The sequence below is a fragment of the Streptomyces globisporus genome (assembly GCF_003501885.1).
GTDB classification, from domain to species: domain Bacteria; phylum Actinomycetota; class Actinomycetes; order Streptomycetales; family Streptomycetaceae; genus Streptomyces; species Streptomyces globisporus_D.
On the sequence record NZ_QWFA01000144.1, the window covers coordinates 1 to 16394 of the forward strand.

At 71.3% G+C, this 16394-nt stretch carries 12 protein-coding genes and 1 tRNA gene; 10 read left to right on the forward strand and 3 right to left on the reverse strand.

Annotated features, from left to right (window positions below; all coding sequences use genetic code 11):
- The 8 genes from D3105_RS24020 to D3105_RS24055 all read left to right on the forward strand — a co-directional run.
- Window positions 1-840: 2-aminoethylphosphonate ABC transporter permease subunit (locus tag D3105_RS24020; protein ID WP_118905127.1), on the forward strand; the 840-nt coding region annotated here is incomplete at its 5' end.
- A complete protein-coding gene (locus D3105_RS24025) occupies window positions 827-1624 on the forward strand; it encodes an ABC transporter permease (protein ID WP_118905128.1) in 798 nt (265 codons plus the stop codon). The genes D3105_RS24020 and D3105_RS24025, both read left to right, overlap by 14 nt.
- A 29-nt stretch (window positions 1625-1653) precedes the next feature.
- A complete protein-coding gene (locus tag D3105_RS24030; RefSeq protein ID WP_118905129.1) occupies window positions 1654-2709 on the forward strand; it encodes a 2-aminoethylphosphonate ABC transporter substrate-binding protein in 1056 nt (351 codons plus the stop codon).
- A gap of 134 nt (window positions 2710-2843) precedes the next feature.
- Entirely contained in the window at window positions 2844-4385 is a 1542-nt protein-coding gene (locus D3105_RS24035; RefSeq protein ID WP_118905130.1) for an alkaline phosphatase family protein, read from the forward strand.
- Window positions 4386-4460: 75 nt separating this feature from the next.
- Window positions 4461-5285 carry an HAD-IIA family hydrolase gene (locus tag D3105_RS24040; RefSeq protein WP_118905131.1) on the forward strand — a complete coding sequence of 275 codons (825 nt, stop codon included), beginning with the start codon at window positions 4461-4463 and terminating at the stop codon, window positions 5283-5285.
- 132 nt (window positions 5286-5417) lie between these two features.
- Window positions 5418-5984, forward strand: coding sequence for a hypothetical protein (locus tag D3105_RS24045; protein WP_118905132.1), 567 nt, complete (start codon window positions 5418-5420; stop codon window positions 5982-5984).
- A 1-nt stretch (window position 5985) separates the two neighbouring features.
- Window positions 5986-6705: a class F sortase gene (locus D3105_RS24050; protein WP_118905133.1), complete on the forward strand. Its 720-nt coding sequence runs from the start codon at window positions 5986-5988 to the stop codon at window positions 6703-6705.
- Between the two features lie 345 nt (window positions 6706-7050).
- On the forward strand, window positions 7051-8097 hold the full coding sequence (locus tag D3105_RS24055) for a glycoside hydrolase family 6 protein (protein WP_118905134.1): 1047 nt from the start codon (window positions 7051-7053) through the stop codon (window positions 8095-8097).
- Between the two features lie 75 nt (window positions 8098-8172).
- Here the strand turns inward: D3105_RS24055 and D3105_RS24060 are convergent, their stop codons facing one another.
- The 3 genes from D3105_RS24060 to D3105_RS24070 all read right to left on the reverse strand — a co-directional run bounded on the left by D3105_RS24060 (window position 8173) and on the right by D3105_RS24070 (window position 12559).
- Window positions 8173-10110, reverse strand: a complete 1938-nt coding sequence (locus D3105_RS24060) for a kelch motif-containing protein (RefSeq protein ID WP_118905135.1) — start codon at window positions 10108-10110, stop codon at window positions 8173-8175.
- Window positions 10107-12023, reverse strand: coding sequence for a glycosyltransferase family 2 protein (locus D3105_RS24065; RefSeq protein WP_118905136.1), 1917 nt, complete (start codon window positions 12021-12023; stop codon window positions 10107-10109). The genes D3105_RS24060 and D3105_RS24065 overlap by 4 nt, the downstream gene beginning before the upstream one ends.
- Window positions 12024-12485: 462 nt before the next feature.
- Window positions 12486-12559: transfer RNA gene (locus D3105_RS24070), tRNA-Lys, on the reverse strand.
- Window positions 12560-12751: 192 nt separating this feature from the next.
- Here D3105_RS24070 and D3105_RS24075 point away from each other — a divergent pair.
- On the forward strand, window positions 12752-14047 hold the full coding sequence (locus D3105_RS24075) for a peptidoglycan-binding protein (protein WP_118905137.1): 1296 nt from the start codon (window positions 12752-12754) through the stop codon (window positions 14045-14047).
- Window positions 14048-14670: 623 nt separating this feature from the next.
- Complete coding sequence (locus D3105_RS24080; RefSeq protein ID WP_425315755.1) at window positions 14671-16383, forward strand: SPFH domain-containing protein; 1713 nt, start codon at window positions 14671-14673, stop codon at window positions 16381-16383.
- The last annotated feature ends 11 nt before the right edge of the window (window positions 16384-16394 follow it).

The following is a 16394-nucleotide window of genomic DNA, read 5'->3' on the forward strand; positions in this document are numbered from 1 at the left end:
GGCCCCACCCGGTCCCGCACCGTCCCCGCCCGGGTCTGGGCGCTGCCGCCCGTCGCCGTCCTCGCGCTCGCGTTCCTCTACCCGCTGGCCCTCGTCGCCCGGCAGTCCGTCACCCCGGACGACGGCGGCGGCGTCTCCCTCGACCCGTACGCCGACGTCTTCGCCTCCGAGGCCTTCCGTGACGCGCTCACCACCACCGTGTGGCTCGCCGTCGGATCGACCGTGGGCTGTCTGGTCCTCGGCTTCGTCCTCGCGCTGGTCATCGCGTTCGTCCCGTTCCCCGGCGGCAAGGCGGTCGCCCGGTTCGTCGACGTCTTCCTCTCCTTCCCGTCCTTCCTCATCACGCTCGCCCTGCTGTTCATCTACGGCTCGGTCGGCATGGCCAACGGACTCTGGACCGACGTCACCGGGGCGGCCGACGGGCCCTTCCACTTCCTGACCACCCCCTGGGGCGTCCTGCTCGCCGAGATCACCTGCTTCACGCCGTTCGTGATGCGCCCGCTGCTCGCCGCGTTCTCCCAACTCGACACCGGACAGGTGGAAGTGGCCTCCTCGCTCGGTGCCGGGCCCGTCCGGATCATCCGGCAGGTGATCCTGCCCGAGGCGCTCCCGGCGCTCGCGGCGGGCGGCAGCCTCGTGCTGGTGATGTGCCTCAACGAGTTCGGGATCGTCCTGTTCACCGGAGCGAAGGACGTCACGACGCTGCCGATGCTCGTCTACAGCAAGGCGATCCTGGAGTCGGACTACCCGGCCGCCTGCGTCGTCGCCGTCGTCAACATCGCGATCTCCGTGGGTCTTTACAGCCTCTACCGGGTGGTGAGCCGTCGTGCTGGTGCATAGCCGGTCCGGGAAGTGGGCCACCTGGGCCGTCTTCCTGCTCCTCTTCGTCCCGCTGTTCGCGGTGCCGCTGCTCGTCATCCTCGCCGCGTCCCTCGCCACCAACTGGTCCGGGGCCTTCCCCTCCGGCCCCACCGTCGAGCGCTACGCCGCCGCGACGAGCGGCGACTCGCTCCAGGCGCTGACCACCAGCCTCGCCACCGCTCTCGCCGCGAGCGTGCTGGCCCTCACCCTCGGCGGCTGGGCCGCGCTCGCCGCAGCCTCTCTCCGTACCCGCGGAAAGCGGCTCCTGGACGCCCTGTTCATCCTGCCGGTCGCCGTGCCCTCGGTGGTCGTCGGGCTCGCGGTGCTGGTGGCCTACAGCCGGCCGCCCGTGCTGCTCAACGGGACGCGGTGGATCGTGATCCTCGCCCACACCGTCCTCGTCACCGCGTTCGCCTACCAGTCGGTCGCCGCCGCCGTACGCCGTCTGGACCCGATGTACGAACAGGCCGCCGCCGGCCTCGGTGCGAGCCCGGCACGCGTTCTGTGGCGGGTGAAGCTGCCGCTTCTGCTGCCCTCGCTGACCTCGGCCGTCGGGCTCTGCTTCGCCCTGTCCATGGGGGAGCTGAGCGCCACGATGATGCTCTACCCGCCGGACTGGACCCCGCTGCCGGTGCAGATCTTCGCCGCCACCGACCGGGGCTCGCTCTTCACCGGCGCCGCCCTCGCCGTGGTCCTGATGACGTCGACGCTCCTCGTCCTGGCCGCCGTCTCCCGCATCCGGACCCGCGCCTCCTACCGCTGATCCCCACCATGACCTTTCGGAGAAAACCCATGCGCACTTCCGCCCGCACCCTCGCCCTCCCCCTGGCCGCACTCACCGCCCTCACCCTCACCGCCTGCGGCGGCTCCTCCGCCGCGTCCGACGCCAACTCCGTCACCGTCTACAGCGCCGACGGCCTCAAGGGCGAGAACGGCGACGGCTGGTACGACAAGGTCTTCAAGGACTTCGAGAAGCAGACCGGCATCACCGTGAAGTACGTCGAGGGCGGCTCCGGCGAGATGGTGCAGCGCGCCGCCCGCGAGAAGTCCAACACCCAGGCCGACGTCCTCGTCACCCTCCCGCCCTTCATCCAGCAGGCCGACGAGAAGGGCCTGTTGACCGCGTACGAGCCCACGGGCGCCGACCAGGTCGACGGCGCCGACCGGGCGCCCGACGGCAAGTGGACCTCCGTCGTGAACAACTACTTCGGGTTCATCCACAACAAGAAGGAGCTCAAGTCCCCGCCGCGCACCTGGGAGGACCTGCTCGACCCCTCGTACAGGGAGAAGGTCCAGTACTCCACCCCCGGCGTCGCGGGCGACGGCACCGCCGTCCTCATCAAGGCCATGCACGACTTCGGCGGGCAGGAGCCGGCCATGGCGTACCTGAAGAAGCTCCAGACCAACAACGTCGGCCCGTCCGCCTCCACCGGCAAGCTCGCCCCCAAGGTCGACAAGGGCGAACTCCTCGTCGCCAACGGGGACGTCCAGATGAACTTCGCCCAGTCCAAGGACATGCCCAACCTCGCCATCTGGTTCCCCGCCAAGGGCGACGGAAAGCCCACCAGCTTTGCCCTGCCGTACGCCGCCGGGCTCGTCGCGAAGGCTCCGCACAGCGAGAACGGCAAGAAGCTGCTCGACTTCATGCTCTCCGAGCAGGCCCAGCGCGACGTGAGCGCGGTGGGCGGGGGCTTCGCCGCCCGCAAGGACGTCAAGGCCACCGACGCCAACGCCGTCGAACTGGCCGGTCTGATGGAGGGCGTGGAGATCTTCGAGCCCGACTGGGCGGACATCGGCGCCAACCTGGACACGTACATCGACGCCTGGAAGTCGGCCACCGGAAGCTGACCGGCCACCTCTCGGCCACGGATTCCTGCGAACGTCTGGACCCGGCCCGGATATCTCGTAAGAGTAACGGGTCTGGTCCAGAAGGCAGTTCACGTCCCGTACCCGTTCGGCCCGCCCTCTCCCTGGAGGATCACGTGTCCCGGTCCCTGTCCCGACGCTCCGTGCTCGCCACCACCGCCGCCGCGGCCACGGCCGCCGCCGTCGCCCCGCTCGCCACCGCCACCACCGCGTACGCCGCGCCCACGCTGCCCAACGGCACCAGCAGGGACAAGGTGCTCGTCATCGGCATGGACGGGCTGCGCCACGACGTCATCGCCGCAGCGAACGCCCCGCACCTCACGTCGATGATGGCGAACGGGACGTACGGCACCTCGCTGCTGTACGCCAACCCGATGGCCGCCACCTCGTCAGGCCCCGGCTGGTCGACGATCTCCACCGGCGTCTGGCCCGACAAGCACGGCGTCAAGGAGAACTCCTTCGCCGGCAAGAACTACGCCGAGTACCCCGGCTTCCTCGCCCGCCTCGCCCAGGTCCGCCCCCAGCTCTCCACCTACGCCGCCGTCGACTGGAAGCCCCTGGACGCCCAGGGCACCGTCACCCCGGGCGCCGACGCCAAGCTCGTCCTCGACGGCGACCGCGACGGCTACACCGGGCACGACGCCACCATCGCCGCCGAGACCGAGTCGATCCTCCGGAACCAGAACCCGGACGTGCTCTTCGTCTACTTCGGCCAGACCGACATCGCCGGCCACAACTCCGGAGCCGCCAGCGCCGCCTACCGCCAGGCCATCGCGGTCCAGGACGGCTACCTCGGCCGCCTCCTCGCAGCGATCAAGGCCCGCCCCTCCTACTCCACCGAACGCTGGACGATCATCGTCACCACCGACCACGGCCACACCGACTCCGGCGGCCACGGTGGCAGCGCGATCGAGGAACGGCGCACCTTCGTCCTCGCCCAGGGCCCGGGCATCGCCGCCGGCGCCCGCCCCGCCGACACCCGGCTCGTGGACGTCGCCGCCACCGTCTTCCATCAGCTCGGCATCACACCCGACCCGGCCTGGGGCCTGGACGGCAAGCCGATCCAGGAGCGCTCCACCGACCCGTTCGAGGCCCTCCACCCCGCGCTGTCCGGCCGTGTCGACGAGACGGGCATCCCGGCGGGCGTCCTCGGCTGGACGCACACCGCGCCCAGCGGCTGGTCCGTCGTGAACTCCGCGATGGGCACCGGAGGCGTCACCGAGTGGCGCGGCTGGACCTTCGCCACCGACGAGTTCTGGAGCCGCAGCCAGCGCGACCAGTCCCGCGAGCTGAACGTCCGCTCGCGCGGGATCTTCGCGGTCGCCGACTCCGACGAGTGGGACGACAAGGCGTCCTCCGGACCGTACGACTCCACGCTCGTCACCCCGGCGTACGCCGTCGCGGGCAAGTCCACCGTGACGCTCGGCCTCACCACCCTCTACCGGCAGGAGGGCAGCCAGAGCGCCCGGATCCTCGCCTCCTGGAACGGCGGCACGCCCGTCGAGGTGAAGCGCTACACCTCCGACGTGATCTCGCAGCCCCAGAGCCTCACCCTGAACGTGCCGTCCGGGGCCGCCAACGTGAGCTTCCGGTTCCACTACACCGGCAGCAACAACTGGTACTGGGTGATCGACGGGGTCAAGGTCACGACCGGCTAATTATGCTGGGGGGTGCCGGGACGGCGTGGTCCGGGCACCCCCAGCACGCAGTGCGTACGGCAGGAGTCCCGACACATGGCAGAGCGCAAGCCCATCACTTCCTGGCTCACCGACATGGACGGCGTCCTCATCCACGAGGGCACCCCCATCCCCGGCGCCGATGCCTTCATCAAGCGGCTGCGGGATTCCGGGCTGCCCTTCCTCGTCCTCACCAACAACTCCATCTACACCGCGCGCGACCTGCACGCCCGGCTGAAGCGCATGGGCCTCGACGTGCCCGTGAAGAACATCTGGACCTCCGCGCTCGCCACCGCCCAGTTCCTGGACGACCAGCGCCCCGGCGGCACGGCGTACGTCATCGGCGAGGCCGGCCTCACCACCGCCCTGCACGACATCGGGTACGTCCTCACCGACCACGACCCGGACTACGTGGTGCTCGGCGAGACCCGGACGTACAGCTTCGAGGCGCTCACCAAGGCGATCCGGCTGATCAACGCGGGTGCCCGTTTCATCTGCACCAACCCCGACGAGACCGGCCCGTCCGCCGAGGGCCCGCTGCCCGCCACCGGCTCCGTCGCCGCCCTCATCACCAAGGCCACCGGCAAGGACCCGTACTTCGCGGGCAAGCCCAACCCCCTGATGATGCGGACCGGGCTGAACGCCATCGGCGCGCACTCCGAGACCAGCGCCATGATCGGCGACCGGATGGACACCGACGTCCTGGCGGGCCTGGAAGCGGGCATGCAGACCTTCCTGGTCCTCACCGGTCTCACCACCGTCGCCGACATCGACCGCTACCCGTTCGGCCCGTCCCACGTCGTCGAGTCCATCGCCGACCTGGTCAGCCTCGTCGAGCTGCCGGACCAGGCCGACCAGCCCACCGCAGGAAATCGCGACTGACCCGCGCCGACCGCCCTGACCTGCGCGGACCGCATCCGCAGCCGTTCGGGCGCCCCCTCGGCGTCGCCCGAATGGAGGACTGCGGATGCGGGCCGCCACCGCAGCCGTGAACCTTCCCGTAGGAGGTTCACGATGCGTTCCATACCCCTCACGTTCTGTGCCGCAGCGGCGGCCGCGCTCATAGCCGTGCCCGCACCCGTCGCGCTGGCGTCCCCTGCCGCCCCGGCCGGGGACGACGACCGGCGCACCGGCACCGTCTCGATCACCCCGTCCACGATCGCCCCGGGCGGGCAGGTGGAACTGTGGGTCGACGTCTGCGGCAAGGGCCGCCGGGCCAAGGGCAACTCCGACGCCTTCACCTCGGTCGCCCACTTCCGCCCGGCCGACGACAAAGGACTCTTCGCCGAGGCCCGGATCCGGTCCGACGCCGAACCCCGCTCCTACGACGTCTGGGTGACGTGCGAGGACAGCGACGGCAAGGCCACCGGCACCCTCACCGTCATCCACCACAACCGGCCCTCGCCCGCCGCACCCGTCAAGGCGGGCGGCGGAGGCACCGCCACCCTCGCCGAACGGTCCGCCGAGGACCAGGGCCCCGGCACCCGGCACGCGGTGATCGGCCTGGTGCTCGCCGCCGTCGCGGCCGTCGCCGTCGCCCTGCGCACCTCGCGCCGGCGCCGCGAAGCGGTCGGCAGCTGACATGGGAGCCCCGGACCGCCCGGCAGGCAACGGGCGACTGCTCACCGGAGTGACCTGGGCCGTGCTGCTGCTCGGCCTGTGGCTCTGGGGCAAGGAGGCCGGCGGCGGGCTCGGCGGGCTGTCGGGCCCCACCACCGGCGACGTGGCCGCGGTCGGCCGCCCCTTCGGGGCCTCGCTGCCCCCGGCCCACGACCCGCTCGACGGGGCGGCCCCCGAGCGTGTCGAGGTCCCCTCCGTCGGGATCGAGGCCCCCGTCGTCGCACGCGGCCTCGACGGCGACGGGGCCATCGACCCGCCCCCGTACGGGATGCCGAAGACCGCCGGCTGGTACGGCGACGGCACCCAGCCCGGGGCGAAGGGCACGGCCCTGTTCGTCGGCCATGTCGACACCGACACCAAGCCCGCCGTCTTCTACGGGCTCAGCGCGGTGAAGCCGGGCGCCCGCATCGAGGTCACCCGGACCGACGGCAGCGTCGCGGAGTTCACCGTGGACGACGTCCAGCTCGTCTCCCGGACACGCTTCGACGCGCAGAAGGCGTACGGGCCCCGCGAGGACGGCCGGGCCGAACTGCGGCTGATCACCTGCGGCGGGACGTACGACCACAAGACCCGCTCCTACACGGCGAACGTGGTCGTCTCCGCCTACCTCACCGGCGCGAAGGGCGCGGCGGCCGGGGACGGCGGGGAGCGCGCGCAGGCGGTGGCCCACGGCCGCGGCTGACCGCCGCCACACGGTGGAACACGGTCAACCCGGCCCGGCGGGCCGCCTCTCACGGGGCGTGCCCGCCGGGCCGGTCCTCGACCGCGTGCGCCCGGCCGCGGGAGTCGCCCGGCGCGGTACGGGAGGTCGGTGCGATGGGGAAGGCTCCGGTTCTCGCCACTGTAGGGGGACCGGCCGGGCGGATGACCGGCTTTCGAACAGGATGTCCGGAACCGGTGCCCGGGTCTGCGCGTTGTACGGGTGCAGGCGTGGACGCCCGGCCGCTGTGCCAGGATGGATCGGACCGGCAGCACATCGGTGCAACCAGTGATGAACAGTGCAGGCAGTGCACCCAAGGGGGAGTGGATGTACGGCAGTTACACCGGCCGGTCCCGGACGCGCAGGCGCGTGGCGGGCCTGCGGACGACCGGTACGGCGGCGGCGCTCGGGACGGCCCTGCTGCTGGCGGGCTGCTCCGGCGACGGGGACGGCGGCGACAAGAAGAGCGCCCCGACGGTCGAACAGCAGCCCAAGGACAAGGACCCGTACTGGGTCAACCCCGACGGCAACGCGGCCCGCCAGGTCGCCGCGTACACGGAGGACGGCGACGACGAGAAGGCGGCGCTGATCCGGAAGATCGCGCAGCAGCCCGTCGGCGAGTGGGTCACCCCGGACAACCCGGAGTCCCAGGTGCGGGGCATCACCGAGGCCGCCGCCGCTGCCGACCGGGACGCCCTGCTCGTCCTCTACAACGTCCCCCACCGCGACTGCGGCCAGTTCTCCAAGGGCGGCGCCGCCGACGGCGATGCCTACCGCGCCTGGCTGGACGGCGTCGCCAAGGGCATCGGGGACCGCAGCGCCACCGTGATCCTGGAGCCGGACGCCCTGCTCCACCTGGTCGACGGCTGCACCCCTCAGGAATTCCACGAGGAGCGGTACGACCTCCTCAAGGGCGCCATCCAGCGGCTGAAGCAGCAGCCCGCCACCAAGGTCTACCTGGACGCGGGCAACGCCGGCTGGCAGTCGCCCGACGCCCTGTTCCAGCCGCTCCAGCGGGCCGGGATCGCCGAGGCCGACGGCTTCTCGCTCAACGTCTCCAACTTCCAGACGACGGCCGTCTCCACGGAGTTCGGCAAGAAGCTGTCGGAGAAGATCGGCAACAAGCCCTTCGTCATCGACACCAGCCGCAACGGCAACGGCCCCTACACGGGCGGCGACCCCGCCGAGAGCTGGTGCAACCCCCCGGGCCGCGCCCTGGGCGAGGTCCCGACCACGCAGACCGGCGACGAGCGGGTCGACGCCTATCTGTGGATCAAGCGCCCCGGCGAGTCCGACGGCGACTGCAAGGGGGGCCCGAAGGCCGGCGACTGGTGGCCGGAGTACGCCCTGGGCCTGGCCGGCGCCACGAAGTAGGCGACGCAGGCCGCACCCGGGAAGAGCGGCTCTCCCGGGTGCGGCCTGCGCCGTGGGCGTACGCGACACGTGCCCCTACTCGGGCACCTCCACCCACATCCCCTCGGACGGGGTGCCCTCCTCGTCGGTGACGAACAGCATGTACCAGCCGGCCGGGACCAGCGCCGGGTTGTCCGGCACCGTGACCGTGATCCCGTCCTTCGACTTCTCCATCTCCAGCGCGATGGTGCGCTGGTCGGTGTCGGTGACATGGGTGACCGCCGAGGGCCGCATCAGCTTCGCCGAGGTGATCTTCGAGGCGTGCTGGGTGGTGAACAGCCCCGTGCCCCCGCGCTCGATCTTCTTCGGCCCGGCCGTCAGCTCCGGCCGGGAGTCCCGGTAGAGGTAGGGCGGGGTGTAGATCTCGATGCGCTGCTCGAAGACGCCGGGCCGGGTGTTGGCCTTGTCGGAGAAGAGCGAGTCCGAACCGAAGATCATCACCCGGCCGTCCGGCAGCAGCACCGAACCCGAGTGGTAGTTCCGGCCGACCGCCGGGTCCGCGACCTTCTTGTACGTGTCGCTCTTCGCGTCGTACAGCCGGGCCTGGAGCACGTCCGAGCCGCCGCGCCCGCGGTAGTCGCTGGAGCCGCCGGTGACCAGCAGCGAGTCGTCGGGCAGCAGGGAGGCGCTGGGGTAGCGGGTGCCCTCGGAGAGGGACGCGCCGTCGGTGAACTCGGGGTTCTTCTGCTGGAGGTCGACCAGCCGGGACTTCTCGCTGGACTTCTCCGACTCGCCGACGCCGCCGCCGCCGATCACCATGAACTTCTCGTCCTGGGCCGGGGGCAGCCGCACGGTGGCCGAGGTCTCCATCTGGTCCGGGTCGCTGAGCCCGGGGATCTTCTTGAACTTGTTCGTCGACAGGTCCCAGACACCCGGGTCGCGGCCCACGTCCGCCGGACCGTATCCGGCGTTGGAGCCGGAGTAGAACAGCTTGCCGTCGTTCAGCAGGAAGACCGCCGGATAGGTGGGGAACTTCCGGACGATGCCGGTGTACTCCCACTCCTTGGTCGCCGGGTCGTAGATCTCGTCCTTGCCGGGGACGATCTGCCCGATCTCGTCCAGTCCCGACAGGGCGAGGACCTTGCCGTCCTCCAGCGTCGTCAGGGTCGGGTACCAGCGGGCCTCGTTCATCGGGTCGACGGGTATGTACTTCTCCGCGACCGGGTCGAACTCGAAGGCCTCCTTGATCCCCTGGAAGTCCTTCTTGTCCAAGGCCAGCTTCTGCGCGATGCCGTAGACGTTGCGGGTGTCCGAGCCGGACAGGCCCGCCACCCGGTAGTTGTCCTCGGTGCCGGTCTCGTACTTCTTGCCGGTCTTCTGGGCCTCGACGTAGATCCGGCCGAGCCCGGGGTCGTTGCGCAGGAACGCGCCGGTCTCCTTGTCGAACACCTTGGTGGCCTTCTCGACCAGGATCGGGTCCTTGGAGAGATACGTCTTGCCGTTCTTCTTTCCGGTGAACCGGGTGCCCGCGGGCAGGGTGATCGGCTTGTCCGGGTTCTCGTTGTGGACGATCATCAGGCCGCCGGCCTTGGTGACATCGCCCTGGAGCTTCTCGTAGCGCTTGGTGCCGCCGGCTATGAGGAGCTTGCCGTCGGGCAGTTGCGTGTGCCCGGCGCAGAACATGTCCTTGGGGGTGGGGATGTCCTTGAAGACGTTCGTCTTCGGGTCCCACAGCACCGAGCGGAAGCTCTTCGCGTCGAAGTTCTTCTGGTTGTTCCCGGAGCCCGCGACGAGCAGCACCTTGCCGGTGTGCAGCAGCGCCGCGTGGATCGTGTTGATCCGGTGCTCGGAGGGGACGTCCAGGAAGTCCCAGTGGCCGTTGGCCGCCTTGTACTCCGGCTGGTTGATCTTGTACTCGTGGTAGCGCTCGGTGCTGAAACGGTACAGCCACGGCCCGTTCGCCCCCGCGAGCGCGAGAACCACCGCCGTACTGATCGCCAGGCGGCGGGTACGGCGGCTCGGACGGTACTTCATTTCTTACGTCCCCCAAAAGCGATCTGCATGGTCTGGTCGTTGCCCGGCGCACCGGGCAGGGGCTGGGGCCTCGGCTCGGGGGCCGGCCCGCCGCTGCGGTGCGATCCTCCGCCCGACCGGCGTTTCCTCTTCTCGGCGCGGATCGTGTACCGCCAGCCGATGATCGGCGCTGCGGTGATCAGGAGCGCCAGCGTGGCCCAGGTGACCATCGCGGGGTGGCTGTGCCCGAGGAAGAAGGAGGAGATCATCGAGGCGCCGAAGACGACGATGAAGAACAGGTGGATGCGGAAGGTGCCGAAGAGGGTGTCCGGGCTGGACGAGTCGCCCTTGGGGGTCACCACGAACGAGCTCTTGCGGCGCAGCACCGCGTCCATCAGCGAGCGGGCGTAGATCGGCGCGGAGAGCGCGGACATCACCATGCCGGCCAGACCGCCGGAGCCCTCGGGCTCGTGGGGCGAGACGTTGTGGCGGCGGTTCCAGATGTACAGGCCGATCTGGAGCGCGGAGGCGTTGCCGTACAGCATCATCCAGATCGTCGGGTCGATCTGGACACCGGAGGCGCCCATGCCGAGGAAGAGCGCGCAGCTGAGCGCCGCGAGGATCCAGTTCAGCGCCGACATCGGGTAGAAGATGATCATCATCGTGTAGTTGAAGAGCTTGCCGGGAGGCATGGTCCCGAAGCCCTTCCAGAACTGCCCGATGATCGTCTCGTACGTCCCCCTCGACCAGCGCAGCTGCTGGGTGAAGAAGTCCGTCCACGCGGTCGGGCCCTCGCCGACGGCCAGCACGTCCGGGGTGTAGACCGAGCGCCACTTCTTACCCGTGGCGGGGTTGCGGTGGCGGTGGATCTCGAAGCCGGTGGCCATGTCCTCGGTGATCGAGTCGTACAGACCGCCGATCTGCTTCAGCGCCGAGATGCGGACCGCGTTGCTGGTGCCGACGAACATGGGGGCGCCGTAGCGGTTGCCCGCGCGCTGGATCAGCGCGTGGAAGAGGAACTGCTGCGACTCGGCGGCCTTGGTGACGAAGGTGTCGTAGTTGCCGTAGACCTGCGGGCCGATGACGAAGCCGACGTCCGGGTCGCGGAAGTAGCCGAGCATCCGCTCCAGGTAGTTCGCCATCGGGATGTGGTCGGTGTCGACCGAGGCGAAGAAGTCGTAGTCGCCGCCGTGCGCGTCCAGCCAGGCGTTGTAGTTGCCGTGCTTGGTCTTGGCGCGGTGCGGGCCCTTGGCCTGGTTCCAGTGGGCGACGCCCTTGCGGGAGAAGTGGTGCACGCCGAGCCGGGCGCAGACCTCCTTGACGGCCGGGTCGTCGCCCTCGTCGAGCAGCCAGACGTGCATCAGACCGCGGTGGCGGATCCTGACGGCCGCCTCCAGGGTCTTCGTCACCATCTCCAGAGGTTCCTTGCCGGGGACGAAGGAGGTGAGGAAGGCGACCCGGGTGCCGCTCTCCGGGACCACGGGGACCGGGTCGCGGGCGACGAGGGTGGCGTGCGCGTTGGAGAGGACGTTCATCGTGCGGAACAGCTCGATCAGACCGATCGAGACGAGCATGATCACGTCGAGAACGAGCAGGAGGTCGTTGTCGAGGTTCGGATCGCGGTCGGTCCAGTGGCTCGGCTGCATCAGCCAGGCGAAGAGACCGAGCGAGACGAGGGGAGCCGCGCCGAGCAGGAGCGCCGCGCGCACGCGGTGCGGCTCCTGCGATATGAGCGAGCGGTACTGGACCTTGTACGGCTTGCCCGCGGGGGGCTGCGTCAGCGGTCCGGCGAGCCGGCTGTAGTGCTCGTAGTCGTAGCGGGGCAGCTCTTTCCTGGCACGCCGCCGCGCCGCGCCTGCCCTCGGCAGTATCCGGAGCTGCGTCGTCCGGGAAGCGTCGTTCTCCGGCCGGTCGCCTGGCGGCGTCGACGTCATGGGTACATCCCCCCGCACGCATGGTGGTGCGTGACTGTTCGGTCTCTCTCGTCGTGCGCGGTGGGACCCGTTTCTTCACCGGGCGCGCACACGGTGGCAGGCCACCGTCCCCACAGACATGGATCGGCAGCCTTCCGGTTGCATGATGCCCCCTCGGTGTCCGCCCCCGAGCGGGACCCCCACCCCGCGGCACGGACAACCGGAACGTCACGCTCTGCTGTGCCAACTGTACGGATCAGCAGCCCCCTTGGAGCCGACGGCCCCCAGACAGATTGTCCGACACCGAACGCGATCGCAAGGGTGAAAGGGACTGTTTACCGGGCATACGCACGATTTGGTCCCAGGTTGTGGAGGGGGTGTGACGAAGTGCGTAGGTGTGCTCACGCCCCTGGGTGTCGCCCGATGTCGAACGGGGAATGATCAAAGCCCCCTCACGGAACGTGAGGGGGCTTTGACTGTGCGTGCGCCGTCAGGGACTCGAACCCCGGACCCGCTGATTAAGAGTCAGCTGCTCTAACCAACTGAGCTAACGGCGCCTGCTGACCTGGAGAACTCTACCGGACGCGCCGGGGTGCTCCGAACCATTTACCGGCCGCCACGCCCCGTCAGATAGTCGTTTTTTTCCTTTGTTCCGTCAAAATGCGATATGTCAGGAGAGTTAAGACGCCGACGTCCGTTGCGGCTGCGCCCAAAGATCTTGACGAATGACGAGTGCGGAGGGGAATCGCATGTCTGTTCCGGTCTTCGAGGAGTACGAACCCGCCATCGACTGCGGATGCGCGGGGTGCGCGGTGCGGCGGCGCTCCGCCGCGCGGGCCCTGCCGGTGCGGCGCGGCGGCCATCCCGCCGCGCACGGTGCGCGGCGCGCCCTGGTGCTGGCCACGGCCGCCGGGGTCGTCCTCTCCTGCGGGGCCGCGGGCGCGGCGGCCGCCGCGGGCCACGCCCCCCGGGTCCCGCGCGCCGACGACGGAGCCGAGCCGGAGCCGGCCGCCGCCAACCCGCAGGGCGAGAAGGGGCCGCTGCGCGGGACGGGCGCCTCGGGCCCGCCGTCGGCCGGGGCGGCGCCGAAGACGACCCGGTCCGCCATCCTCGACCGGGCGCAGCGGTGGGTGAACGCGAAGGTCCCGTACAGCATGGAGAAGTACTGGTCCGACGGGTACCGCCAGGACTGCTCCGGCTTCGTGTCGATGGCCTGGAACCTCGGCACCAACGAGTGGACCGGCAGCCTCGCCGCGTACGGCACCCGGATCGCCCGCGCCGATCTCCAGCCCGGCGACATCCTCCTCTTCCACAACCCGGCCGACCCGGCCAAGGGCTCGCACGTCACGATCTTCGGCGGCTGGACCTCCAGCGCGCGCACCCACTACGTCGCCTACGAGCAGGCGCGGCCGCGGACCCGGAAGCAGTCGACGCCCCTGGCGTACTGGAACAACTCCGACCGCTATGTCGCCTACCGCTACAAGGGGGTCACGGGCGGATCGCCCGGCTCCGGGTCCTCCACCGCCTTCCCCGGGGCCAAGCAGTTCGGCCCCGGCGCGAACAACAAGTACGTCACCCAGCTCGGCCAGATGCTGGTGCAGCGGGGCGGCAAGCGGTTCTACGCGGTGGGCCCCGGGCCCGTGTGGGGAACGGCGGACAAGCGTGCGACCCAGGCGTTCCAGCAGGCCCAGGGCTGGAAGGGCAAGGAGGCCGACGGCCTTCCCGGCCCGCACACCTGGCGCCTGCTGACCTCCGGCGGCGGCCGGAACATCCCGGCCGCCGGCACGGGCGGCAGCCCGAATACGGCCGTCGCCTTCCCCGGGCGCGGCTATTTCAAGCCGGGTCAGTCCAACAGCCATGTCGACCGGCTCGGCAAACAGTTGGTGAAGAAGGGATACGGCAAGCACTACGTGTCGGGCCCCAGCCCGCTCTGGACCGAGGCCGACCGCCGCAATGTCGAGGCGTTCCAGCGGGCCCAGGGCTGGCGCGGCGGTGCGGCCGACGGTTATCCGGGGCCGGAGACCTGGCGCCGGCTCTTCGCGTGACGGACGCGTACGACGTGACGGAAAGGAACAGGGAACCGGTGACCCCCAACGACGACCAGACCCCCCACACCCCGGACAACCTGGACGACCAGCTCCCCCCGTCCCTCTTCGCCCCACCGGGCAGGGGGACCCCGCCGCCGCTGTTCGGCCCGATCGCGGAGAAGACCCCACACCGGGGCCCGGAGCCCGCGCCTGCGCCGCCGGAGAAGAGCGGGACGGGCAGCACGCCGCCGCCGCTGTTCCGCCCGGTGGGCGAGGGGCCCCCGCTGCCGGAGGTTGAGCGCGTGCCTGTGGCGTCGGAGAAGAGTGGCACGGGCAGCACGCCGCCGCCGGGGAGGACCGGCGCGGGCAGGACCCCGCCGCCGCTGTTCCGACCGGTGGGCGACAAGACACCTCCGCCGGTGTCCGGGCCTGTCGCCGACAAGGCGGTCGCGTCGGCGGATGCCGAGCCGGCGCGGGTGCCGGACGGCGGCAAGGCGGTACCTCCGGCGAGTGCCGGGCCCGCGCGTGGGCCGGGAGGCGACCACGCCTCGCCTTCCGGGGAAGGCGACCACGCCTCGCCTTCCGGGGGCGCCACGTCCCCGTCGGCCCCGCCTCGGGTCGGCGACCCGGAGTCCCCGAACGTGAGCCTCCACCTTGGCCCGACCCCGGACCGCACCCCCGCCGGGCCGGCCCGCTCGGCCGTGGAGGGCCTGGGCGCAGGCCGCCCCACCCCGGCCGCTGACGGCCGTGGCTCCGCTCCCGCCGGTGCGGCTGCGGAGGGTCCCGCCCTCGCCTCCGGCCGCCCGGCCGCCGACGGCACGACCTCTGCCCCCGGCAGCCCGGCCGCCAACGGTTCCGCCCCCGCCTCCGTGCGCCCTGGCGCTGAAGGCCGTGGTCCCGCCTCTCCCCGCCCGGCCGCCGATGGGAGCGCCCCCGCCCTCCTCGACGGGAACCTGCATATCAAGCCCGTCCGGCGTTTGAGGACGGAACCCTCGGCGGAGTGGACCCCGCATCCCTCTTACGGGGCCGAGCCCGAGAGCCCGAAGCGTGAGGCGAAGGACACGTCCGCCAAGGGGGCCGACACAGGGCCCGACACCGAACTGGACCTCGTCCTGGACCTGGCCCCCGGCGACCGCGCCGCCTCGGCCACCTTCTCCGTGCCGGCACCGGCCGCCGCCCCGGCGACCGTGACCACCACCACGTCCGTGAGCCCCGGCCGCCGCCACTCCGTCATCGCCAACGAGACCACCGCCTCCATCCCCGTACACCTCCTCTTCCGGGACGACCGGGACGACCGGGAGCCGGCCGACGGCGCGGCGGCACTGCCCGGGCCCGGGGCCGTCGTCCACCGGCCCGCCGGGGAGCGCGCGCCCGCCACCCGGCGGCCCCCCGTACCGCGTTCGCCGCAGACGCGGGTGCGGCCCTCCACTCGGCCCGCCCCGGTCGGCGACCCCCGCCTTACCGAGCGGCCGGGACCGGCCCTGTCCGGTTACGCCGCCCTCCTCGCCGGCGCGGCCGGAACGGCGGGCGCGCTGGCCGTCCTGTGGTGGCGCGGGGCGCTGCCCGCAGGCTGGCAGAGCGCCGTCGGCCTCGCCCCCCGGCCAGACCTCGGCATCGGCGTGGGCGCCTGGGCCGCGCTCGCCCTCCTCGCCACCGTCGTGCTCCTCGCGCTCGGCGGCCTCGGCCGCGGCCGGGTCGGATACGCGTGGGTGCTGACGCTGTTCGGCGACTACCGGGGCAGCGTCCGCCGCACCGGCCTCGTCTGGGTCTCGCCCCTGCTGCTGCGCCGCCGCGTCGACGTACGGCTGCGGCACTGGCGCAGCGAACCGCTGCCCGCCGTCGACGCGAACGGCACCGCCCTGCGCGTGGTCGTCCTCGTGGTGTGGCGGATCAAGGACACCGTCCGGGCCGTCCTCGGCATCGAGGACCACGAGGCGTATCTCAGCGCCCAGGTCGAGGCCGCGATGGCCCGGGTCCTCTCACAGCTGCCCGCCGACGCGTTCCACGAGGACGCCCCGACCCTGCGCGACGCGGAGGCCGTCGGCGACGCCCTGACCCGGATGCTGAAGGCGGACTGCGAACCGGTCGGCGTCGAGGTGTACTCCGCGCAGCCGACCGGCATCGAGTACGCCCCCGAGGTCGCGGCGGCCATGCAGCGCCGACGGATCGCCGCGATCGACTCCCGGCACCGGGACAGCGTGCTCACCTCCGTGGTGGACGCGGTCGACGACACCGTCAACCGGCTCACCACGCGCGGCATCGTCGAGCTCGACGACTACGAACGCAAGGCGCTCGTGAAGGACTTGACGGTTGCCTTCTACACCGGCCGCAGCGGGGGAGGGGACGGGGCCTGAGGGCCCGGGGG